This window comes from Pseudoalteromonas sp. SiA1, from assembly GCF_018732205.1.
Lineage (GTDB): Bacteria > Pseudomonadota > Gammaproteobacteria > Enterobacterales > Alteromonadaceae > Pseudoalteromonas > Pseudoalteromonas tetraodonis.
Window position 1 is genome coordinate 408,427 of record NZ_CP076085.1, and the last position, 22,991, is coordinate 431,417.

The following is a 22,991-nucleotide window of genomic DNA, read 5'->3' on the forward strand; positions in this document are numbered from 1 at the left end:
ATGAAATCAAATTTTAACGCAACGTCTGTTACAAACAACAGCGATAATACACATAAAAATAATGGCAACGTGGTGCATAACCCATGGCGCGATTTACGCCGTTTTACTGATGCACGGATTGGCCTTGGCCGCGCAGGAATAAGCTTACCGACCAGTGAAATGCTGGCGTTTCAATTATCCCATGCACAAGCGCGTGATGCGGTGAACTTTCCGCTCGATATTAATGCAATAACCAAACAGCTTAGCAAACTCAGTGCTGAGAAACAGCTGGCTGCTCCTTTGCGCTTACATAGCCAGGCTGTTGACCGAATGACGTATTTACAACGCCCCGATTTAGGACGCAGGTTAGATGAAAACGGCCGACAAACCCTACTTAATTTCACCGCTGGGCAGCAAAACACGGCTGCAAAATATGATTTAGCCATCGTTGTGGTTGATGGCTTATCGTCGCTAGCGGTGCAAAAAAATGCTTATCCTTTTATTAATGAATTATTAGCGCAGCTAGGTGATAACAGTGAGTTAAACATTGCGCCTTTTAGTGTGGTTGAGCAAGGTCGGGTGGCGATTGGTGACGACATTGGAGAGCTTTTAAATGCACAAGTAGTCATGGTGTTAATTGGTGAGCGACCAGGGCTTAGCTCGCCCGATAGCCTTGGTTTATATTTAACTTGGGCACCTAAAACAGGTCTTAACGATGCCTGTCGCAATTGTATTTCAAATATTCGCCCTGCGGGCTTGCCTTACTGTGAGGCTGCAAGGCGTGCAGTTTATTTATTACGTGAGGCAAAAAAATTAAAACTAACAGGAGTGAACTTAAAAGATCGTACACAGGATGATGTGATTGAGCATCAACAATCGAGCAGTCATTTTTTAAATGCGGAATAACGGTAACTAAAAATAAAAAATCGATAAAGAGGATGTTATGTCTACTAATAATTCAGAGTACTTAGCAAAAAGGCAACTTAAAAGTGGCACTGCGGGTTGGTTATTACTGGCGGGGTTAGGGGTATCGTATGTGATTTCAGGAGACTTTGCTGGGTGGAACTTTGGTATTGCAGAAGCAGGCTGGGGCGGCTTTGCCATAGCGGCAGTATTAATGGCTATTATGTATCTCACCTTAGTGTTATCGCTGGCTGAAATGTCGGCTGCTATTCCCGCTGCGGGAGGAGGGTATAGCTTTGCTCGCCAAGCAATGGGGCCAACGGGGGGTTATTTAACCGGCCTTGCGGTATTAATTGAATATGCGTTAGCACCGGCTGCTATTGTTATTTTTATTGGCTCTGCGGTGGAGGCGTTAACGGGGTTTAATGGCCCTTGGGTTTATGCGCTCTTTTACTTGGTGTTTGTGGGTATTCACTTAGCTGGGGTTGGTGAAGCGCTAAAAGTAATGATGGTAATAAGCGGTTTGGCGGTACTTGCCATTGTTGCCACCGCTGTGGTGTTAATCACCAATTTTGATGCGACAAATTTATTTGATATTGCCGTAACCGATGCTGCTGGCGCGAGTGAATTTTTACCTCTGGGTTGGTATGGTGTATGGGCAGCATTACCTTTTGCTATGTGGTTATTTTTAGCGGTTGAAGGGGTACCATTGGCGGCAGAAGAGGCAAAAGATCCGGCGAAAGATGTGCCTAAAGGCATTATTGGCGCTATGGTGTTTTTATTGTTTACCGCGTTATTAGTGGTTGTATTAGTACCCGGGGCAGCAGGTGCAACAGCAATGGGCGCAAGTGCAGTTCCGCTGGTGGATGCGTTAAATGCGACGGGCAATAACGATTTAGCAACCGTGGTTAATATATTAGGGCTAGCAGGGCTGGTGGCTTCATTTTTCTCTATTATTTATGGTTATAGTCGATTGGTGTTTGCGTTGTCGCGTGCGGGATATTTACCTCGTTCGTTATCAATTACTACCGCGCGTAAAGTGCCCGCACGAGCGCTTATTGTACCTGCTGTATTTGGTTTTTTAGCTTCACTGAGTGGTGAGGGCGATTTAATGTTAGCTATGGCGGTGGTTGGTGCAACCGTATCGTATGCGTTAATGGCGCTAAGTCATATTTTACTGCGCTATAAGCAGCCAGATTTACCTCGTCCTTATAAAACGCCTGGCGGGACTGTGACTTCAAGTATTGCATTGTGCTTATCGTTGATTGCACTGACCGGTGTGTACGCCTTTGATCCCCGTGCTTTTTTATACACTATGGTGTTATTTATAGTGGGAGCTGCGTATTACTTTGGCTTTAGTTCTAAACATTTAGTGGCCAAAAGTGCAGATGAAGAGTTTGCTATGCTAGCCGATGCAGAGGCCGGTTTAAACATCCCCATAAGTGAGAGTTAATTTTACTTTATAAATACAGACTTAATAGTGGCGCGGTAGGTTTTAAACCTATCGCGCCTTTTTATTATTTAACTAGCATCCAGATACCGGCTGCTATCATAAATAGGTTTTCGGTTAGTGAAATAAAGCCAAGCGGTACATTGCTATCGCCGCCAACACAGGCACATTTAAGTTCGCGTTTGTCTATATACACGGCTTTAATAACGGATATTGCGCCGACACTACCAATAAACAAAGAGATAGGTGCAACCAAGTAAACTGGAAGTGATGCAATCATGGCCACGCCAACAAAAGCTTCTAAAAATGGGTAAACATAGGCATAGGGGATCACTTTCATGGCGAGTAAATCGTAAGTGATAAAGGAATTTGAAAAACTGTTTAAATCTTGCAGCTTTTGAATGGCCAGTACCGCCATGGTTAACGCAACAAATAACTCAAGTGTATACATGCTTAGCCCTGCACCACTTAACGAAAAGGCTAAACTGAGCAGCAAGGTAACCGCGAAAATAGCAATGACCGGCGTATACGTTGTGCCTTGTTGGCCTGCAGGGGATTTATTAAAGTATTCTCTGAGTTCATCATACCCACCGATACGCTCATCATCTATAAATGTTTGTGGTGTTGTTTTTACATCGTATTTTTGTTTGAAGGTATCGGTATCGGCTCTTGAAGTGAGTAAATGATCGTCTACTTCAAAGCCTTGACGTTCAAGTAAATCTTTAGATTTTAAACCAAATGGGCAAATATGTTCATCGGTTGCCATTCTATACAATTGGGCTGACTTGGCCATATTTTACTCCTGTATATTTATACCAATTTGCAATAATACTTAATCATTTTGAGGGGGCAGATTAGACGCTAACAGCGTTAAAAACGTCTCATTTAGAACAACTCAATAACGAAATTTTTTGCCTTGCTATCGACACGATTTTCCTCCCTCAAAATAGCTCAGTTAATTAAGCGAATTGGTATTAGAGGGGTTAACTGAGTTATATAACCTTGAAAGATCAACAGACCCTAAGTGTAAAATTTACAACATGTGCCGTTTTATTGTTAATAAACTCAGTGGTACAGGCTATGCGTTCAAAAATCAGGCCGCTTTTAATGCTTTAAGCGCTGAAGGGGGACTTGCAGCGCGTGCCAGCTAATTAATTATAAAGCTATAGGAGGGGCTGTTGAATCTCTGACAACCAGTTCTGGTGTGTATAGTTTAATAATATCGCGGTCATTGCCATTACGAATTTGCGCTATCAGTAAGCTGGCTGCATCTTCAGCAATTTTATTATTTGGCTGATGCGCTGTAGTGAGCTTTGGCCATGTTTGGCGTGAGAATGGGCTATCCTCAAACCCTGTAATAGAAAGCTCGCTGGGTATATCAATGTTCATTAATCTGGCTGCAAATAACGCACCGGCGGCGATTTCATCGTTACATGAGACGATAGCGGTTGGCCTGTTTTGTTGAGTAATGAGTGTTTTAGCACCCTCAACCCCGGATTCAAATGAGTATTCGCCATCAATAATTAAGCTAGGGTCTATAGTAATGTCGTATTGTTTTAAAGCCGCTTTGTAGCCCTCTAAGCGCTCTTTGGTGGAGTTATGTTCGCTGCCCCCAGCTAAAAAGCCAATGCGTGTGTGGCCATTATTTATAAGGTGTTCGGTAATTGATTTAGAGGCGAGGTTATCGTCAATCATAATACAGGGCGTTAATGTATCGGGCGCGTCGTGTCCTGATAAAATACGCACAACTTTTAGGTCAAGCTGTGTCAGCTTTTCAACAAAATGTGGCATCTCTGAAAATGGCGGCGTGAGTAAAATACCGGCAATTCGGGTGCGTTTTATCATGCTGGTTATTTCGTCAATAATATGTGCTTCTTTGGCATCGCATGGGTGGATAAGTAGTTCAAATCCTTGCTTTTTACACGCATCTAAAATGCCGTTTTGCATATCTATAATATAGTAGGCATTTGGATTGTCGTAAATGTAAGCAATGCTGTAAGCTTTTGTTCCTGCGAGACTTCTTGCAGCAAGGTTAGGCTGAAAGTTCAACTTTTTAACCGACGCCATGACTTTCTCACGGGTGTTGTCACGCACCGAGGTTTCGTTATTTATTACTCGTGATACCGTTTTTATTGATACCCCGGCATCTTTTGCCACGTCGTTTATTGTTGTTCTCATAGGCTTAATAGACCTTTACATATCATTTTGGGTACTAATTTATCTTTATCGGTTAACAACTACAGCAAAAGCAGTTAACAGTGCTCGGTTTTTATTATTTGACGGCTAAATTATAAAGACATCATTGAATATTAACAGTTAATTTATACGCCTTTCTTGTGAGAATGGTAGATAAAGTTTTAGGTAATAATTTAGTAATATTTAAATTTAATTTAAATACAATAGTTTAAAAGAATATTAAGCACATACATGTAAATTTTTTGTATCTTTTTTGCCCTTCTGTGTAGCTATAAAAGAAAAAAAAGGATACATTAACAACTTTATGACAGCGTTGTCATAAGTTGGTGCGCGCTGTTAATTATTATTTAAACCCTAAGGTAGCGGATTGTGTGCGCTAAGGTAGCAATTGCTAGATGTGAATAGTGATTGATTTAAAAGCGGGATTAATTTAAGTATCTGAAAGAGATACTTGAGTGACTAATTAATAACAATAGAGGGAAAGTAGCGAATGAAGATTAAATCATTACTGACAGCATGCTGCTTAGCACTGGGTTTGAGTGCGTGTCAGGGCAATGTTGATGAACAAAATACTGTATCGGTTCAGCTAAGCCCCGCAAACGATAGCGCCGTAGAGTTACTTGCTAAAACGTTACAAATAAAATATCAGCAGGTTGATAACCGTCCATCAGCACAGTGCGATCCAGATATAGAAAACGGTCACTGTTTTAAAGCGTATTTACATTTAACCGCCAACTCGGCGATTAACGTTGACCAATGGAAAATTTACTTTAGTCAAATTACACCTATTCAAACGGCGGTTAGCGATGAATTTACTATTAAACGCGTTAATGGCGATATTCATGTCATTGAGCTTAAAGACGGGTTTACTGGCTTTAAAGCGGGTGAGACTAAAACGATTACTTTTTATGCGCACTTTTGGTCATTATCGCAAAGCGACGCAATTCCTAATTATATAGTTGTTAATAATAATGACACCGCTAAAGTGATTGAAAGCACAAAACCTAAAATTGACCCAGAGACAGGGTTAGAGGTGTTGCCACATGTTATGCCTTACACCGATTATGAACGTCAGTTTAAACGTACCGCGAATGATAAAACGCAGTGGCTTAGCGCTGAACGCTTGTTTGAGCGCAATGAAAAATATGACTTTTCTGCTTATTTAACGTCGCAAAATCAAGTGAGCAATGTGATTGCTCAACAAATTATACCCACTCCACGTTTTAGCGAATTTAGCCAAACTCAAACGCTAGATATAAGCCAAGGGCTTAATATTAACTACTCAGGAATAGATAAAACACATTTATCTGCCGCAACACAAAGGTTAGCACTACTAGGTATTAATATAAGCGATGATGCAGCGGCCATTAAGGTCACACTTAATACAGTAACTAAAAATGATGAATTTGAAGGCAGCTATAAGTTAGCGATTAAAGCTGATGAAATTGTGATTAATGCCGCTGATGAAACGGGCATTTTTTATGCTTTGCAAAGCTTAGCGAGTTTGTATCAGGTTAACAGTAATATGTTACCTGTGGGAGAAGTAATTGATGCACCGCATTATCAGTTTAGAGGTGTGTTGGTGGATGTTGCGCGTAACTTTCGCGACAAAGGCTTTATTTTAAAGCTGCTTGATCAAATGGCGGCTTATAAACTTAACAAGCTGCATTTACATTTAGGTGATGATGAAGGTTGGCGTATAGAAATCCCATCACTTCCTGAACTTACAGATATAGGGGCGAAGCGTTGTTTTGATCAAAGCGAGCAACAATGTTTAATGCCACAGTTGGGCGCAGGGCTTGATACTTCAAGTGCAGCAAACGGCTATTATTCGGTGGCTGATTATCAAGAAATACTTAAAGCGGCGAGTGCGCGTCATATTCAAGTGATCCCATCACTTGATATGCCAGGGCATTCTCGCGCTGCAATTAAAGCCATGCAAGCGCGTTATAATAAATACATAAAACAAGGCGATAAACAAAAAGCCGAGCAGTTTTTACTTTATGATCCGCTTGATACAACCGTGTATTCGTCGGTACAGCACTATAACGACAATACGATTAATGTGTGTTTAGACTCATCGTATGCGTTTATTCGTGAAGTAATGGAACAGGTAAAAGGCATACACAGTGATGCACAGCATCCGTTAACCCGTTATCACATAGGCGCCGATGAAACCGCCGGAGCGTGGGTTGACTCACCAGCTTGTGCTGATTTTATTAAACAAAATAAGTTAGAAATTACTGAAGCGAGTCAGCTGGGCAGCTATTTTATTGAACGTATTGCGAATATGTTGGCTGATATGAATATTGAAACTGCTGCATGGAGCGATGGTTTATCGCATACTAACCCAGAGAATATGCCAGAGGTTGTACAAGGTAATAGCTGGGATTTATTAATGTGGAACGGCCATCAACGTGCCCATGAATTTGCTAATAGAAATTGGCAAGTGGTGCTCTCGTCGCCAGATGTGCTGTATTTTGACTTTCCGTATGAAGCAGACCCACAAGAACACGGTTATTACTGGGCTTCAAGGCATATAAATACCGAAAAAATATTTCAGTTTATGCCAGATAATTTACCTATTCATGCTGAATTTTGGCTCGATAGAGAAGATAACCCCTATGTCGCTGATGACACGTTACAGCGTGATGAGCAAGGCAAGGTAGTATCAGCGCCTTTGGCAAAAGATAAACGCTTTATTGGTATTCAAGGGCAGTTATGGAGTGAAAATACGCGCACCAATAATATGGCCGAATATAAGCTCTTCCCACGGTTATTATCGTTGGCACAAAGAGCATGGCATAAGGCAGATTGGGCGGTACCGTATGATCACAATGGCTTTGTTTATAGCCAACAAACAAATCGCTTTAGCTCAGCATTAAAACAGCAGCGCGATCAGCAATGGCAGACTTTTGCAGCCACAATGGGACTAAAAGAATTTCCTAAGCTAGAAATGGCTGATGTGCATTATCGTCTTGCAAATGCGGGCGCAAAAATTGAGAACGGCATGTTGTACGCCAATATTGCCTACCCTGGTTTGGTAATTGAATACAAACAAGGAAGCGGCCAATGGCAAACCTATAAACAACCCGTCAAAGTAACACAAGATGTATGGATTCGCTCTAAGACTCCATCAGCAAGTCGTGTAAGCAGAAAGCTCAAAGTAACGCACCGATAAGGTGCGTTTTCCTTTAAATTATTGAAGATGAAAGAAGTTGTTTATTTGTAAATAAAAATAATGACAACGCTGTCATTTGTGCTAGTATAAGATTCATACAGTATGACAGTCCGGTTTTATTTTCAGTGTTTTGCAAAACGGTCGAACAAATTAAGAGGCAAAAATGATCACCAACAATATTAATAACAATGAACTCTTTGTGGGGATCGATGGCGGTGGCACTAAATGTAAAGCAATTATCGTCAATAGCTGTAATGAAATAGTAGGCACCGGTGTGGCAGGCCCTGGTAACCCGTTACATGGATTTAGCCAAGCAACGCATTCCATTGAGCAATCAGCGCGTTTAGCCTTGCAAGATGCAGGACTCAAAGAGACGCCTTTATCTGCATTAATCGCAGGGGTTGGCCTGGCGGGAGTTAACTTACCAAGTTTGCATAATCAAATGACCCAGTGGCAACACCCATTTAAAACTATGCATTTAACGACTGATTTACTCATTGCTTGTATGGGCGCTCATCAAGGTAGTGATGGCGCAGTGATGATTGCAGGTACTGGCTCGTGTGGATTTTCATACGTTAATGGTCAATCGTTTATGATTGGTGGTCATGGTTTCCCGCATGGCGATAAAGGCAGCGGTGCATGGATAGGCTTTACTGCTTGTCAGCAGGTGTTGTTAAGCCTAGACAAGTTAATCCCAAGTGGTGCGCTTACTAATTTGATTATGAAGTATTTAGAAGTGCGTGATGCAATGCAACTAGTTGAAGTGATTGCGAATAAACCAGCCGCCTTTTTTGCGCAACTTGCAGGTTGTGTTTTTCAATCAGCACAAGCAAACGATGCCATTGCGATTGCCATTTTAAAAGAAGGTGGCGCTTATTTAAGCGACATTGCACGACAATTATTAGATAAAAAGCCACCAAGGCTTTCGTTTATTGGTGGCTTATCAGCCGTGATGACAACATGGTTAGATCCAGACATTCAAGCTATTTTATCAGCCCCATTATCGTCACCAGAAATGGGGTCTGTACTTTACGCTAAACAACAGCACGTTAATTACAGCAGCCAGGAGTTATGATGTTTAACACCCTAATGGAAAAAGAAGCGGCGCAAACGCCAAATGTTATTGAAAAGCAAATTATTGCCAACCAACCTTTAGTGGAAAAAATTGGTCATAAGCTTCGCGATATGGCCCCTAAGGTGGTGATGATGATTGGTCGCGGTTCATCAGATCATGCTGGCGTTTTTGGTAAATACTTAATTGAAATTGAAGCCGGTGTACCGGTCAGTTCAGCAGCGCCATCAGTGGCGAGTGTATATGGTAAAACATTAAAGCTTGAAGGCGCTGTGGTGATTGTAATTTCTCAATCAGGACGCAGCCCAGATATTCTCGCTCAAGCAAAAATGGCGAAAGAGGCGGGCGCTTATTGTATTGCACTGGTTAACGATGAAGCGTCACCATTGCAAGACATAGTAGATGATTTTGTCCCCCTTAAAGCCGGTGATGAAATTTCGGTGGCGGCAACAAAAAGTTACTTAGCCACGTTATCGGCATTGGTACATATTGTTGCTAATTGGACGCAAAATGAGTCATTATTACAAGGGCTTAAAGAGCTGCCTAGCGCGCTTGATGCAATGATAGACTCGCCAACTCAGTTACAGCCTAGTGAGTTTGCAAACATTAAGAACATGGTGGTATTAGCCCGTGGTTTAGGGTTTTCTATCTCAAAAGAAATGGCACTTAAGCTTAAAGAAGTGTGTGCTATTCATGCTGAGTCATTCAGTAGTGCAGAATTTTTACATGGTCCGGTAACCTTAGTTGAGCAAGGGTTAGTGATTTTAGATTGCTCGGTTGATGATGAAACTAAAGAGTCACATCAGCAGCAAATTGCTGAGGTTAAAAAACGCGGTGCACACGTGATTAGCCTTAATCAAAACGGTATTAACGTACACCCTCGATTAGCGCCATTTTTAGTATTGCAGCGTTTTTATCTTGATGTGGCAAAAGTAGCGTTAAGCCGTGGTTTTAACCCTGATGAGCCTAAGGGGCTTAAAAAAGTAACAAGGACATTATAAATGTCAGTAAAACGTATTCATGTAGCAGAGTTTTTTGATGGCGAGCAATTTGTTAACGACAAAGTGTTGAGCATTGATGCGGGTATTATTACGGCAATAGATGATAACGTGCAACAGGCAGATGAGCACCTAACGGGGTTAGTTGCGCCAGGCTTTATTGACTTGCAAGTGAATGGTGGCGGTGGTGTATTGTTTAATCGTACTAGCAGTGTTGCTGGGGTGAAACAAATGCTGCTGGCACATGCCAAGTATGGCACAACTGCCATGTTGCCGACTTTAATTACTGACACGGTTGAAGTGATGCACCAAGCAGCCGATGTCATTGCTGATGCTATTGCTTTGCAGACTCCCGGTATTATTGGCATTCACTTTGAAGGCCCGCACTTATCTGTTGCAAAAAAAGGCGCTCATAGTGCTGATTATATTCGCCCTATTTCTGAACAAGAATGGCAGGTATTATCTCGCCAAGATTTAGGTAAAGTGGTGGTAACAGTTGCACCTGAAAATGTTCTGCCAAGTGATATCGCTAAAATGCGTGAGGTAGGCATACACGTTTGTTTAGGTCATACCAATGCAAGCTTTGCTCAAGCTCAGCGCGCGGTTGATGCTGGCGCAACCGGATTTACGCATTTATATAATGCTATGTCGCCATTACAGGGGCGTGAGCCAGGTGTTGTAGGCTGTGCATTATTAAACGATGACACCTATTGCGGCCTAATTGTTGATGGGCATCATGTTGATTACGCTGCATGTCAGCTTGCGTTAAAAGCAAAGCCAATGGGTCGTGTTTTTTTAGTCACTGATGCGATGCCACCAGTGGGTACGAATGACACCGAATTTGCTTTTTTTGACCGTACCGTCACCTTAGATAATGGTAAGCTCACCTCTACCACGGGTGAACTGGCAGGATCTGCGCTTGATATGGCAACCGCAGTAAGAAATACAGTAACCCATTTAAAGCAGCCATTAGCGCAAGCGCTTAATATGGCAAGTTTATATCCTGCTCAGTATTTACAGTTGCCCGCCACACACGGGCGATTAATACCGGGCAGTCCAGCAGATTTTGTACAATTAAACACACAACAACAAGTCATTAGCACGTGGATTGGCGGCGCTCAGGTTTGTTAACAACATAATAAATATAAATAAAGGAAAATAACATGACAACCAATGTTATGGATACGTCCAAAAATAGTAGCTTGGTTCCAATGGCCATTGTTGCGGTATTATTTTTTATACTGGGCTTTGCTACTTGGCTAAATGGCTCATTAATGCCGTATTTAAGTCAGATTTTACAGTTAACTCCGTTTCAAGGGTCGTTAATTTTATTTTCCTTTTATATTGCCGTCACCTTTACTGCGCTTCCCTCGGCCGTGTTAATTAAAAAAGTTGGCTATAAGAATGGGATGGCGCTTGGCATGGGGTGTATGATGTTAGCGGGTTTACTGTTCATTCCTGCTGCTATGTCACAGTTTTTTCCTCTGTTTTTATTAGCCCAGTTGGTGATGGGGGCAGGTCAAACTCTATTACAAACTGCGGTTAACCCGTACGTAGTGCGTTTAGGGCCAGAAGAGTCGGCTGCTGTGCGTATTAGTATTATGGGTATTTTAAATAAAGGCGCAGGGGTTATTTCTCCGATGGTATTTACCGCCTTAATTTTAAGCAACTTTACCGGTACGGTAGGCACAGAGCTTAGCCAAGAGCAAGTTGATGATATGGCCAACGGCCTTATTTTACCTTACTTAGGCATGGCCATATTTATTGGTTTATTAGCTTTTGCGGTTAAAAAGTCGCCGCTACCTGAACTTATTAATGATGAAGTTGAAGCAATAAACGATAAGGGTGAAATTCGTGAAACACTATCTCATCCAAACTTAGTGTTAGGCGCTATTGCGATATTCTTGTACGTGGCGGTTGAGGTTATTGCAGGCGATACCATAGGTACTTTTGCACTATCGCTGGGAGTCGAAAAATATGGGGTAATGACCTCATACACTATGATGTTTATGGTGTTTGGTTATATTTTAGGTATTTTACTTATCCCTAAATTTATTTCTCAGCAGAGCGCTTTAACCGCATCGGCTGTATTAGGGATTGTTATTACATTATGTATTTTACTGCTCGATGCACAGTCGTTTGTTATTGCCAATGCGCTATTGGTGCCTTTAGGCGGCGCTAATTTGCCTGATGTTTTACTGCTGATTGCCTTTTTAGGCTTAGCAAACGCGATTGTTTGGCCTGCGGTGTTCCCACTAGCATTATCAGGATTGGGTAAACTTACTAGTACTGGTTCTGCGCTTTTAATCATGGGGATTGCCGGAGGTGCATTTGGTCCCGTTTTATGGGGGCTACTGAGTGGCTTTACCTCGTTACAAACAGGCTACTCGGTGTTGTTACCTTGTTATCTATTCATATTATTTTATGCCGTGAAAGGCCATAAAATGAAAAAGCAATAACCTCCACCAGCTATCCCTAGCTCAGTGCACTTTGCAGTATAAAGTGCACTGATTATCAGCTTAATCGCGTTACTTTAAGTTTTATCCTACCGGCATTCGCACCATAAAAACGACTTAAATCATTAGCAAAAGGGCAAAACTCTCCCGATTTTTTAATGGTTATTTCAACGCCTTCAGCAATTTCAAAGGCATGTTCATCGCTTTGACCAATCGTGCCGATCAAGCTAAACCACTGCGCTGTAGCTAAACGTCTAAATGGCTCAAGTAATGCCATGGGGATTTCTTTAACGCCGAGTTGCACGTTATCGCGATGCCACCCAGAAGGAGAGCACTTTATACCATCGTCATACCAATATTGATTAGGATAAGGTGTAAAACGGTAGGTCGCACCTTGGGCAAGCATTAAGCCGGTGGCGTTGTAGGCTTCACTGGCATATACCATCACATCTTGGCTTTGGTTTATGCTAAGTAAACTCATATTTTGGTTGGCTAGCATTATATGGGCACTGAGTCCCATAAAGTTTAACGTGCTGTCGTCGCTGTAAATCATTTTATAATGTAAGTTTTTTAACGATTCGGGGCGATAGCTGGTTAGTTTATTAATTCGCTGTGCAACACTGTGATGTATTAATGGGGCGACGTGGCTGATTTCATCGTCAATTAATACACAGCACTGCCTATCAACAAGTTTAAAAAATGGGTTTAGCCAAAAGTAATTTTGCTGATGACTTAACGCCAGTGGATCGGGAATAACAGTCACATCGTCTTGGGCAACCAAGTTACTCTCAGGTAAAAGGTTTTCGTAATCGATGTCATGACTGGTTAGCAATGAAACTGACAGCGGCTGAGCAATAAGCCACTCAAATGCATAACGCAAGCAAATATCGGCAAGTCCATCGCGATAGTAGCCGCCTCCCACATCGGAATGGGCTCCTGCGAACCACAGCTCGGTAATGTTAGCTTGCTGGTTCATTAACGTCGGTTCAAAGGCGCGACGTTTTTCATCAAGCGCTACACAGTGCAGCGCCTCAGAGACATTACTGGCAATGGTGTGATTTTCAAAAATAACATGCTCTGCACCCCAAGTGGCTTTACTCACCTTTGACATGCCAATCGAGGCCACTGTATCAAACACACATAAATACACCTTTTCATGTATGAGTGGCTCTAAGCACTTTGCAAATCGCCGCGCTAATGCAGCGCCTCGGCTAAAGCCGGTTAGTAGGAGGGTATCGCCGCTTTGGTAATACTGTTTAAAATCATTAATAGCTTGATTTAAAATGCTGGCTACATCGTCTGAACGTGGGGCGAGCGCTTGATTTAAAATTCGTTTTAAACGACTACCTTTAGTGCCTATGCCTTGGTAATAAAAACTTAACTGTTTGGAAAATGGGGTGGTGGGAGAATCATCAAGTTTACCACCGAGCAATAAGTGTAGTTTTAAAATATTAGAAATACTGGCGTCTTCTTTAAAATGCTCTGTACTAAACTGATCTGCGTCTCGGGGTTCACTGCCGGTACCATCAAAATTAAAAATAAGCGTTTTATCCGACATAGCCTGTTTCCTTAAAATTTTTGTGTACTTTATATAGCTAATATTAAAAATTAAAGACAGTGGTAACTTAAATTACCACTGTCTTTAATTTTGGCTAGTGCAGCTTCATTTTAGGACGCACAACACGCAGCACTTTTTCGCTGATCCACAAAGCAAAGGTTTTGGCACTGCCATGAATAGCGCGCTGATGCATTCTATATAATGAAATATACATAAAGCGGGCAATTTTACCTTCAATAAAAAAGCTATTACTGGTTAGGTTACCCATTAAGCTGCCTACTGTGCTGTAGCGCGATAAATTAACCAGTGAGCCATGGTCGTTATACTCGAATTTTTTAAGGGGCTGCTCACGTAATGTGGCGATTAAGTTTTTTTCAACGCATTGTGCCATTTGATGTGCCGATTGTGCGCGTGGCGGCACTTGCGTACCATCATCTTGCGTAAACGCGCAGCAATCACCGAGCACATATATTTGTGGGTCAAGGTTGCTTTGTAAGTACTCGTTTACTTTTATTTGGTTATTACGAGTCAGCTCAAAAATACCCAGCTCTTTAATAAAGTCAGGTGCTTTTACGCCCGCCGCCCACACCATAATATCCGCATTTATTTGCTCATCATCATTGGTGATAAAGCCATGTTCGGTTGCTTGTTTAACTTGGGTATTTTCCCGAACGGTGACGCCTAATCTTAATAACTCACGCTTGGCCGAACTGGCAATTCGCTCAGACAGCGCCGGAAGAATCCTGGGGCCCGCTTCAATCAGATGAATATGTAAACGCTTAGCCGACATATTGGTTAAACCGTATATTTTTAGTAAATCAGAAACATGATACAGCTCAGCCGAGAGCTCAACCCCAGTTGCTCCACCGCCAACAATGGCGATGTTTAATGAGTGTAATGGGTCATCGTCTTGATGAAGGCGAGTAAAGTTATCCAGCAGCGCGTGTTGAAAGCGCTCTGCTTGTTGATTTGAATCTAGGTAAAAACAATGCTCTTTAATGCCTGGCGTATTAAAGTCGTTACTCACACTGCCAATAGCAATAACTAAATGATCATAGTGAACGGTGCGTTTAGGTAAAATTTGATGCCCTAACTCGTCATATAGAGGGCTTAAGGTGATGGTTTTATTGTTGTTATCGAGGTTGCAAAAGGTACCAAGTTGAAAGTTATAGTGATGTTTGGCAGCATGCGCGGAGTAAACAACCCCATCTAAATCGGCATCAATAGAGCCAGTTGCAACCTCGTGCAATAACGGTTTCCATATATGAGTGCGATTTTTATCGATGAGTAATATATTTGCGTGTTGTTTCTTTCCTAGTTTGTGACCTAACTGAGTTGCTAGCTCCAGCCCACCAGCGCCACCGCCGATGATGACGATTTTTGGTATGGTTATATCCATGACTATGCCCTTAAAAATAATATACCGAAGCAATTTCTGTACGTTGATTTTTAAAATGACTTGGGTATCAAAAAATTATTTTGGCAAAGCACGTTTTTATGGGGCTATAGTGTGCGCCTAATTAAAGGATATGTCAGCAATAAATCACGTCATTTGATGTATACTGATATGCAAATATTTCATCTACTGCGCATTTACAGCATTTATGGGCACCGACATAAAAAGGACGCTTTTATGAGTACCTCGCTAGTTCAGTCTCTTGAGCAACATTTTGGTTTTAATCAGTTTAGAGCAGGACAACAACAAACCATAGAGCAGCTGCTAAATGGCCAATCATCATTGGCAATATTTCCTACAGGATCGGGTAAGTCGTTGTGCTATCAACTCACCGCGTTACATTTACCGCATTTAACGCTGGTGGTATCGCCGTTATTGGCCTTGATGAAAGATCAAATTAGCTTTTTAAATAGCAAAGGAATCTATGCCGCCAGCCTCGACTCAAGCCAAGACCAAATGCAAAGTAGCACTGTAATGAACGACGTACGAAGTGGTAAAGTTAAAGTGTTAATGGTGTCGGTTGAGCGCTTTAAAAACGAACGCTTTAGGGAGTTTATAAGCCAAGTGGCGCTTTCTATGTTGGTTGTTGACGAAGCGCATTGTATATCTGAATGGGGGCATAACTTTAGACCCGATTACTTAAAACTACCTCGTTATCGTGAAGAGCTAAATATTCCGTTAGTGCTACTATTAACCGCTACCGCCACTAAAAAAGTAAAACGCGATATGGCCGAGCGCTTTGCTATTGAGCCACAATGTATTGTGCAAACGGGGTTTTATCGCGCTAATTTAGATTTAAATGTGCTGAGTGTTAAAACGGCGGATAAAAACAATGAGCTTACTAAAATTGTCCGTGCGCAAACCGGCCCCGGTATTGTGTATGTCACGCTGCAGCAAAGTGCTGAGCAAGTGGCCAATATGTTAAGCGCGCAGGGCCTGCAAGCAGTGGCGTATCATGCAGGGCTTGAAGACACCCTACGCGGGCAAATTCAAGACGATTTTATGGCAGGCAAAATAAATGTAGTGGTTGCTACCATTGCCTTTGGTATGGGGGTTGATAAATCAGACATACGCTTTGTAATTCACTACGATTTACCTAAATCAATAGAAAACTACAGCCAAGAAATTGGCCGCGCAGGGCGTGACGGCAACCCATCAAATTGTTATACCTTGGCTAATTTAGATGGCTTAAATACAGTAGAAAACTTTATTTACGGCGATACCCCAGAGTACAGCAGTATTGAATATGTTATTAACGATATTCGCCAAGCTCAACAGCAATGGGAAATGCAAGAATATAGCCTTTCAAGCGAGAGTAATATTCGCCAACTTGCCCTTAAAACCTTGCTGGTACAGCTTGAAATGCAAGGCGCAATAACCCCGCAGTATGCTTATTATGCCGATTTTAAGTATAAATTTTTGGTTGATAAAAATGAGTTACTTAGCCAGTTTGATGAGCAGCGCCAAGCTTTTTTAACACAAATATTTAGTCATACCGACTTTAAAAAAATATGGGGCACACTTAATTTTGACTCCCTAACGCAAGCCGCGCAGGTTGACCGTAAACGTGTGGTAGCCGCGCTTGACTATTTGGCTGAAAAAAACCTTATCACCCTTGAAACCAAACGTATTACTCACGTGTACAAAGTGCATAGCGAGGTGATTAATAATCCTGCACTTGCCCAGCAGTTACACGATTATTTTACCGATAAAGAGCAAGCGGAAATAAAACGGATTGCTGCTTTAGTACGCTTTTTTGAGCTGCAATCTTGCTTAAGCTATAACTTAGCCCGTTACTTTGATGATGCGAATGCGCCACAGCAGTGTGGACATTGCTCGGTGTGTCGTGGGCATTCAGTTAAGCTTGAATATTCAATTCCCCCTGCAACGATTGATACAGCGCTTATTTATCAAAAGGTCGATGAGTTTTTAGCGCACATGGCAACTAAAGGTGTACACAATGTGGGTATTGAAACCCAATGCCGGTTTTTAGCGGGAATGAGCGTGCCACTGTTTGCGCGTAATAAAGTACGTCAACTAAGTGGTTTTGCACTGTGCGAGCAACAGCGCTACAGCGAAATTAAAGGGACATTGCTATCAAGGTCGATGGCTAAATAATATTAGAAATCAGTATAAAAATAAAAGAGTGTTAATTTTTTGTTTCTTTTTCTTGCTTTACTATACTCAAGTTGGCTATGACAGCCATTATAATAATGAGGTGATCAATGAAACTGCAAAAAATTATACTATTGGGAGCATTTATATCAGCAAGTAGTTATGCTGAAATTAATATTTCGGGTTTTGCAAGTATTAATGCAGGTAAGGTACTGAGCGGTACAGGTGTCCCGCAATATGGCGTTGAACCAACATTTCTTGCGGACTATCCAAATGTTAGTGCATACACTGAAGATTTATCCTTTTCGCCAGAGTCTTTGATTGGATTACAGGTATCAGGCGATTTGGGTGAAGGTCTTTCTGTAACAGGTCAGCTAGTTGCCAGAGGAGTCAACGACTTTGAGGCAAATTTTGAATGGGCTTATATTTCTTACGATATTAATGATAATTGGACTATTCAAGCAGGTAAGAAGCGTTTACCACTATTTTACTACTCAGACTTTTTCGATGTAGGTTATGCATATGTATGGATGCGAGCCCCTGCAGATAACTATACATGGCAAGTATTTAACTACGAGGGCGTTAATTTACTCTACTCAGGTTCTATAGGTGACTGGGGAGTGTCTGCGAATATTTATACCGGTAAAGAGGACGATGACGATAACAAGCTATTATCAGACTTCTTCTTTCAAGAGCCAACAAGAGAAATTTGGGAAGATATGTTAGGCGGCGTACTGTTACTAAATCGTGACTGGCTCGAACTAAGAGTGACCCACATGCAATACACCAACAAGCGTTTTCGTGCGGGTGAACCGGTTTTGTGGGACGGCAAAGATAGCAGAGATGGTAAATTTTATGGTTTAGCTGCAAATCTTGATTTTGGTGATTTTTTCGTTTTAAGTGAGCTTAACCGCTTAGACTTAGATGGTAATCTCGACACTTATATGATCAGTGCGGGCTATCGTTTTGACTCTATTACACCTTATGTCATGTTTTCAGACTTCGAACAAGAAGGTGAAGGTGATACAGAGCAGCATAATACATTTGCTGTTGGTGTGAGGTGGGACTTTCATCCGTCAGCTGCATTTAAAGTGCAATACGATAGAGTCAAAGATGACTCGTTTGATTTAGCTGTGGCCGGTGATAGTAAAGCTATCACGCTTGGTGTCGATGTTGTATTTTAAGGAGAAGTAAAATGAAAAAATTAATATTAAGTGTAATATTCCTGTTTACGAACTTCGCCTATGCAGATTTTGCTATTATCGTGCATCCTTCAAATGAAAGTAGCTTTGATGAGTCTGTTATCAGCCGAATTTATACAGGAAAAGAAAAGTCATTTAGCAATGGCAATAAGATCATTCCAATATCTCAAGAACCAAGTAGTGCTGCAACCGAGCAATTTAATAGTAAATTACTTAATAAAACGTCTTCTCAGTTAAAAGCATATTGGTCAAAACTAATTTTCACAGGAAAGGGCACACCACCTAAAGAGTTAGAAAATGACAGTGAAGTAATCAAAATGGTCGCAGCTAACCCTGACACCATTGGCTTTGTCTCTTCATCAGCTGTATCGGATAACGTTAAAGTGGTTTTCAATTTTTAATCTTAAATAAGCGTGCTGGTTAATCAGCACGCTTTTTTAGTGATTAGTTAATTACAATATAACGATGTTTAATATCTGACATTATTTTACTGTCACCCTTGCCTCGCTCGTGTATCCTATAGCTTGTATATCATTTATCAAAAGTCTGTATGCCAAACTCAATCATTGCTGTTGAAAATATCAATACCCAACCAGTCACTTGCGCTAACTGCCAAGCGTGTTGCTGCCAATTAGAAGTGCGTATTGTCACTGATACCGGTGTTCCTTTTCGATATATTGATTACGACAAATGGGGCAGTGAGGTCATGAAGCGCGGCGACGATGGCTGGTGCGAAGCACTTGATAGAAATACCCTCATGTGTACTATTTACGAAAATCGCCCATTAACGTGTCGAGAATTTGAAATGGCATCGGGTGAGTGTATTACTGAGCGGGAGCTAGCGGGTATTTAAAACGCGGGCTGATTAACCCGCGTGAATGTTTGTTAGCCAATAGAGAGTTGCGCGCTTGGGTATCTTAGCTTTTTAGTGCGTGGACTTGCTAAAAAATAGGCGATAGTGAGCGGACCTATTCTGCCCATGAACATTAAAAACATAATAATAAACTCTCCCAGTGGTGATAGCGAGGATGTTAAACCACGTGAAAGCCCTACCGTCCCCAGTGCAGATACCGCTTCAAAAGCAACATCTAAAAAAGGCGCATCTTCGACGACCAGTAAGGTAAAAATAGCTAACCAAGTGACTCCTGCTGAAATAATGGTTAAAGCTAATGCTTTATACACAGATTCTTTGTCTATTTCTCGGCGTAACACAGTGACGCCTTTGTCACGTCTTAGGTAGCTATAGGTTGCTAAAATTAAAACGATAAACGTAACGACTTTAATGCCACTTGCGGTACTTAAAGAGCCGCCACCAATAAACATAAGCATCATAGTTAAAGCGGTGCTGGCATTTTTTAATTCTTCAATAGCAATGGTATTGAATCCCGCAGTACGGGGAGTGACAGCTTGAAACCAAGCAGCTAACCATTTACCTACTTCAGACAGTGGTTGCAGTGTTTTTGGATTATCGTATTCAATCGCGTAAATAAGCAATAATGCAATAACGTTAATAATAACTGTGCTGATCAACATTAATTTACTGTAGGGACTGAGCTTTGCCCAACGCTTTGATTTATATAAATCCATTAATACGGTAAAGCCAAGCCCACCAATAATAAACAAACCGGTAATAGTTAAATTCACAACGGGGTCATCAACATACTGCATTAAGCTGTTAGGACTCAATGCAAACCCTGCATTGTTAAAAGCGCTAATGGTATAAAAAAGAGCATGAAAAAAGCTTTTCTGTAAACCCATTTCAGGTAGCCAATACAGCGTTAAAATAACAACGCCTATGGATTCTACGATTAGTGCAAACAGTAAAACAGACTTAGCGGTATTGACCAACGTAGATGTATCTGTTTGATTAAAAGCAGCTTTGGTGACTGTTTTTTGAATAAAGCCAACTTTATTACCCAGTGCCATTAAAGTTACAACCGCAAAGGTCATTAACCCCAGACCACCCAGTTGAATTAATAACGCAATAACGCCTTGTCCAAAAGGGGTAAACACTGAACCGGTATCCACTACAACCAGTCCAGTTACAGTCACCGCAGAGGTTGCCGTAAACGCACTTTGTATCCATGAAATAGGCTCATAGGTTGCAAAAGACAGTTTTAATGCCAATGCTCCTAGCGTTATTAATATTAAAAAACTGCAACATAAAATAAGAGGCGGAGCCGCATTGATTTTTTTATGCCCACTGACTTTGCGCTCAATAGGCGTTTTGAGAGGGTGCCATAAAACCATGATTATAAGAGCCTTGGAGCTAGATAGTTTAATTCGACTCGGCTACCTGATAGCAGTAAGGTGTCGTGGGTATGTAACTCAAAGTCGTCATCAAGTTTGACAAACGTTTGCTTGGCGCGCTTTACCAATAGAGGGTCTACAGTGCCTTTTATTTCTCTGAGTAGATGCCCTAGTTTTGTTTTATGTAGGTGAGCTTTTATACTTACTTCAACAACGTATAAGCCATTGCCTAATGAAATATAGTCGTTCACTATCGGGTAATTAAGCGCTTGTGCAACGCGCACCCCCATTTCTTCCTCAGGGTGAATAATGCGTGTTACACCTAATTTAGAGATAATAGTGTGATGGGCTTTAGTACTCGCTTTTACCCATATTTGCTCAACAGCTAAGTTTTTTAATGCAAGCGTGCACAGAATGCTCGATTGCATATCTTCCCCAATCGCCACTAAAACAGCCTGACTACTCGCTAAATCAAGCTCTTTAAGCGCGGCTTCATCGGTGGAGTCGCAAACGACGGTTTCAGATAAATGCTCAACATACTTTTCGGCGAGTTTTGGGTTACTATCAACGCCAGTCACTGTGTGCCCTAAATGAATTAACTCAAGACTTGCTGCAATGCCGAAGCGACCTAAACCAATCACTGTAAAATGTGCCATATTATTCCTCGTTATTTTTTCCAAAAGCTATGAGTAAAAAGTGCAAAAACAGTAAAATATTCTAACCGGCCCACGATCATAGCGACCGAGAGTATCCAAATACCGGTATCTGAAACGGGTTGAAAGTTAGCGCCAACTTCACCAAACCCAGGGCCAAGTACATTGACGCAAGCAGCTACCGCAGTAAATGCACTCCAAAAATCAAGACCCGTTGCCATAAGCAACATTGTAAACAGTAAGCTTGTACCAACAGCAAAGGTCATAAATGCCATAATTGCATGGCGTACATCTTCTTTAACGGGCGAACCTTGATATTTAAGTGTAAATATCGCTCTTGGATGAAGTAGCTGTTTAATATTGTTATTAATCATTCTGCCAACAATAATGTTACGAATTATTTTATTTCCGCCAGCGGTTGAACCTGCGCAACCACCAAGATAGCCAGCAATAACCAGCAAAAACCCAGCCTCAGCTGGCCAGTCAGTAAAGCCTGCTGCGCCATAACCGGTGCTGGTAATAAAAGAAATAATATGAAATGTGGAGAAACTAAATGCTTCAAGTACATTTGAGTAGCTGTCTTTAAGCAGCAACATGGTGGTTAAAAGAACTGATAAAAATACGACGATATAAATAAAATAACGTGTTTCTTCATCGTGATAATAACTAGTAATGGCTCTTTTGTGCGCCACTTTGAAGTGCAAGGCAAAGTTAATCGCACCTGCAAGCATAAAGACATTAGCTATCCACAGCAGTAAATGGCTGCGGTAATACCACATACTGGCATCATGCGTTGAAAACCCCCCAGTTGAAACTGTGGTAAAGGCATGTGCAATCGCATCGTATAAACTCATTCCGCCAGCGTAATAGGCTAAAATACAAAGTAGCGTGATTGCAAAGTAAACACCCCATAAATAATGCGCGGTACTGGCAACGCGCGGAGTTAATTTTTCGTCTTTAATGGGGCCTGGGGTTTCTGCTTTTAGTAATTTCATGCCACCAATATTCAACATAGGTAAAATAGCCACTACAAAAATTACTATGCCTAAACCGCCCATCCATTGTAAAAATTGTCGATACAATAAAAAGCTAGCAGGCATGTTATCGAGCCCTGATAGCACGGTTGCACCAGTGGTAGTTAAGGCGCTAATTGACTCAAATACTGCATCGCTAAAGTTAACGCCAGTGACAACCAAAATGGGAATAGCGCCTAACACACCGGCTATAATCCACGTTACTGTGGCGTAAATGAGTGCATCTCTGAATGTTGCGCCGGTATAATCTGTTTTACGTAAATTGATAAGTAGCACTAAAGCGACTGAGATCATCGTTGCGCCAGAAATAAGAAACGCACTAATAACGCGATCTTTAAAAATAAATAATGAAAGCGCTGCGAATACTAGTTGCACCACTCCCATCCAAATAATAGGAAAGGCGAGTAGTCTTAAGGTGATTTTCCAATTTATCATCAATACGCCTTATCAAATACCTATTGCAGGTAACACGCAATCACTAAAGTTGA

18 protein-coding genes are annotated in these 22,991 nt (G+C 41.5%); 11 read left to right on the top strand and 7 right to left on the bottom strand.

Annotation, left to right across the window (positions count from 1 at the left end; genetic code table 11):
- The gene (gene eutC / locus KK487_RS17235) at nucleotides 1-885 is read left to right on the top strand and encodes an ethanolamine ammonia-lyase subunit EutC (RefSeq protein WP_036955356.1); all 885 of its coding nucleotides are present in this window, start codon (nucleotides 1-3) and stop codon (nucleotides 883-885) included.
- A 37-nt stretch (nucleotides 886-922) separates the two neighbouring features.
- Nucleotides 923-2,335, top strand: coding sequence for an ethanolamine permease (eat, locus tag KK487_RS17240; RefSeq protein WP_036955353.1), 1,413 nt, complete (start codon nucleotides 923-925; stop codon nucleotides 2,333-2,335).
- A 64-nt stretch (nucleotides 2,336-2,399) separates the two neighbouring features.
- Here the strand turns inward: eat and KK487_RS17245 are convergent, their stop codons facing one another.
- Entirely contained in the window at nucleotides 2,400-3,125 is a 726-nt protein-coding gene (locus tag KK487_RS17245; RefSeq protein WP_036955351.1) for a MauE/DoxX family redox-associated membrane protein, read from the bottom strand.
- A 362-nt stretch (nucleotides 3,126-3,487) separates the two neighbouring features.
- Complete coding sequence (locus KK487_RS17250; protein WP_036955347.1) at nucleotides 3,488-4,510, bottom strand: LacI family DNA-binding transcriptional regulator; 1,023 nt, start codon at nucleotides 4,508-4,510, stop codon at nucleotides 3,488-3,490.
- Nucleotides 4,511-5,018: 508 nt separating this feature from the next.
- Here KK487_RS17250 and KK487_RS17255 point away from each other — a divergent pair.
- From KK487_RS17255 to nagP, 5 genes are all read left to right on the top strand, one after another.
- Entirely contained in the window at nucleotides 5,019-7,709 is a 2,691-nt protein-coding gene (locus tag KK487_RS17255; RefSeq protein ID WP_036955345.1) for a beta-N-acetylhexosaminidase, read from the top strand.
- 163 nt (nucleotides 7,710-7,872) lie between these two features.
- Nucleotides 7,873-8,784, top strand: a complete 912-nt coding sequence (gene nagK / locus KK487_RS17260; RefSeq protein WP_024602607.1) for an N-acetylglucosamine kinase — start codon at nucleotides 7,873-7,875, stop codon at nucleotides 8,782-8,784.
- Nucleotides 8,784-9,782 carry a glucosamine-6-phosphate deaminase NagB-II gene (nagB-II, locus tag KK487_RS17265; RefSeq protein ID WP_013462891.1) on the top strand — a complete coding sequence of 333 codons (999 nt, stop codon included), beginning with the start codon at nucleotides 8,784-8,786 and terminating at the stop codon, nucleotides 9,780-9,782. Before nagK ends, nagB-II begins: the two co-directional genes overlap by 1 nt.
- On the top strand, nucleotides 9,783-10,910 hold the full coding sequence (nagA, locus tag KK487_RS17270) for an N-acetylglucosamine-6-phosphate deacetylase (RefSeq protein WP_013462892.1): 1,128 nt from the start codon (nucleotides 9,783-9,785) through the stop codon (nucleotides 10,908-10,910).
- 32 nt (nucleotides 10,911-10,942) lie between these two features.
- Nucleotides 10,943-12,238, top strand: a complete 1,296-nt coding sequence (gene nagP, locus KK487_RS17275) for an N-acetylglucosamine MFS transporter NagP (protein WP_215522155.1) — start codon at nucleotides 10,943-10,945, stop codon at nucleotides 12,236-12,238.
- A gap of 55 nt (nucleotides 12,239-12,293) precedes the next feature.
- On the opposite strand, the gene KK487_RS17280 is transcribed toward nagP, so the two are convergent.
- Entirely contained in the window at nucleotides 12,294-13,793 is a 1,500-nt protein-coding gene (locus KK487_RS17280) for a phospholipase effector Tle1 domain-containing protein (RefSeq protein WP_215522156.1), read from the bottom strand.
- A gap of 94 nt (nucleotides 13,794-13,887) precedes the next feature.
- The gene (locus KK487_RS17285) at nucleotides 13,888-15,192 is read right to left on the bottom strand and encodes an NAD(P)/FAD-dependent oxidoreductase (protein WP_013462895.1); all 1,305 of its coding nucleotides are present in this window, start codon (nucleotides 15,190-15,192) and stop codon (nucleotides 13,888-13,890) included.
- A gap of 234 nt (nucleotides 15,193-15,426) precedes the next feature.
- On the opposite strand from KK487_RS17285, the gene KK487_RS17290 reads away from it, so the two are divergent.
- The 4 genes from KK487_RS17290 (at nucleotide 15,427) to KK487_RS17305 (ending at nucleotide 19,419) form a co-directional block, all read left to right on the top strand.
- Nucleotides 15,427-17,367, top strand: coding sequence for a RecQ family ATP-dependent DNA helicase (locus tag KK487_RS17290; RefSeq protein ID WP_024602611.1), 1,941 nt, complete (start codon nucleotides 15,427-15,429; stop codon nucleotides 17,365-17,367).
- Nucleotides 17,368-17,474: 107 nt separating this feature from the next.
- The gene (locus KK487_RS17295) at nucleotides 17,475-18,548 is read left to right on the top strand and encodes a porin (protein ID WP_013462897.1); all 1,074 of its coding nucleotides are present in this window, start codon (nucleotides 17,475-17,477) and stop codon (nucleotides 18,546-18,548) included.
- Nucleotides 18,549-18,559: 11 nt separating this feature from the next.
- Entirely contained in the window at nucleotides 18,560-18,967 is a 408-nt protein-coding gene (locus KK487_RS17300; protein ID WP_013462898.1) for a substrate-binding domain-containing protein, read from the top strand.
- Nucleotides 18,968-19,116: 149 nt separating this feature from the next.
- The gene (locus KK487_RS17305) at nucleotides 19,117-19,419 is read left to right on the top strand and encodes a YkgJ family cysteine cluster protein (protein ID WP_013462899.1); all 303 of its coding nucleotides are present in this window, start codon (nucleotides 19,117-19,119) and stop codon (nucleotides 19,417-19,419) included.
- Nucleotides 19,420-19,451: 32 nt separating this feature from the next.
- Here the strand turns inward: KK487_RS17305 and KK487_RS17310 are convergent, their stop codons facing one another.
- Genes KK487_RS17310 through KK487_RS17320 form a run of 3 tightly spaced genes read right to left on the bottom strand, consistent with a single transcriptional unit; the run spans nucleotide 19,452 to nucleotide 22,938 of the window.
- A complete protein-coding gene (locus tag KK487_RS17310) occupies nucleotides 19,452-20,816 on the bottom strand; it encodes a TrkH family potassium uptake protein (RefSeq protein WP_033103020.1) in 1,365 nt (454 codons plus the stop codon).
- Nucleotides 20,817-20,818: 2 nt separating this feature from the next.
- Nucleotides 20,819-21,472: a potassium channel family protein gene (locus KK487_RS17315; protein WP_016899132.1), complete on the bottom strand. Its 654-nt coding sequence runs from the start codon at nucleotides 21,470-21,472 to the stop codon at nucleotides 20,819-20,821.
- A gap of 11 nt (nucleotides 21,473-21,483) precedes the next feature.
- A complete protein-coding gene (locus tag KK487_RS17320) occupies nucleotides 21,484-22,938 on the bottom strand; it encodes a TrkH family potassium uptake protein (RefSeq protein WP_036955330.1) in 1,455 nt (484 codons plus the stop codon).
- Nucleotides 22,939-22,991: the final 53 nt, after the last annotated feature.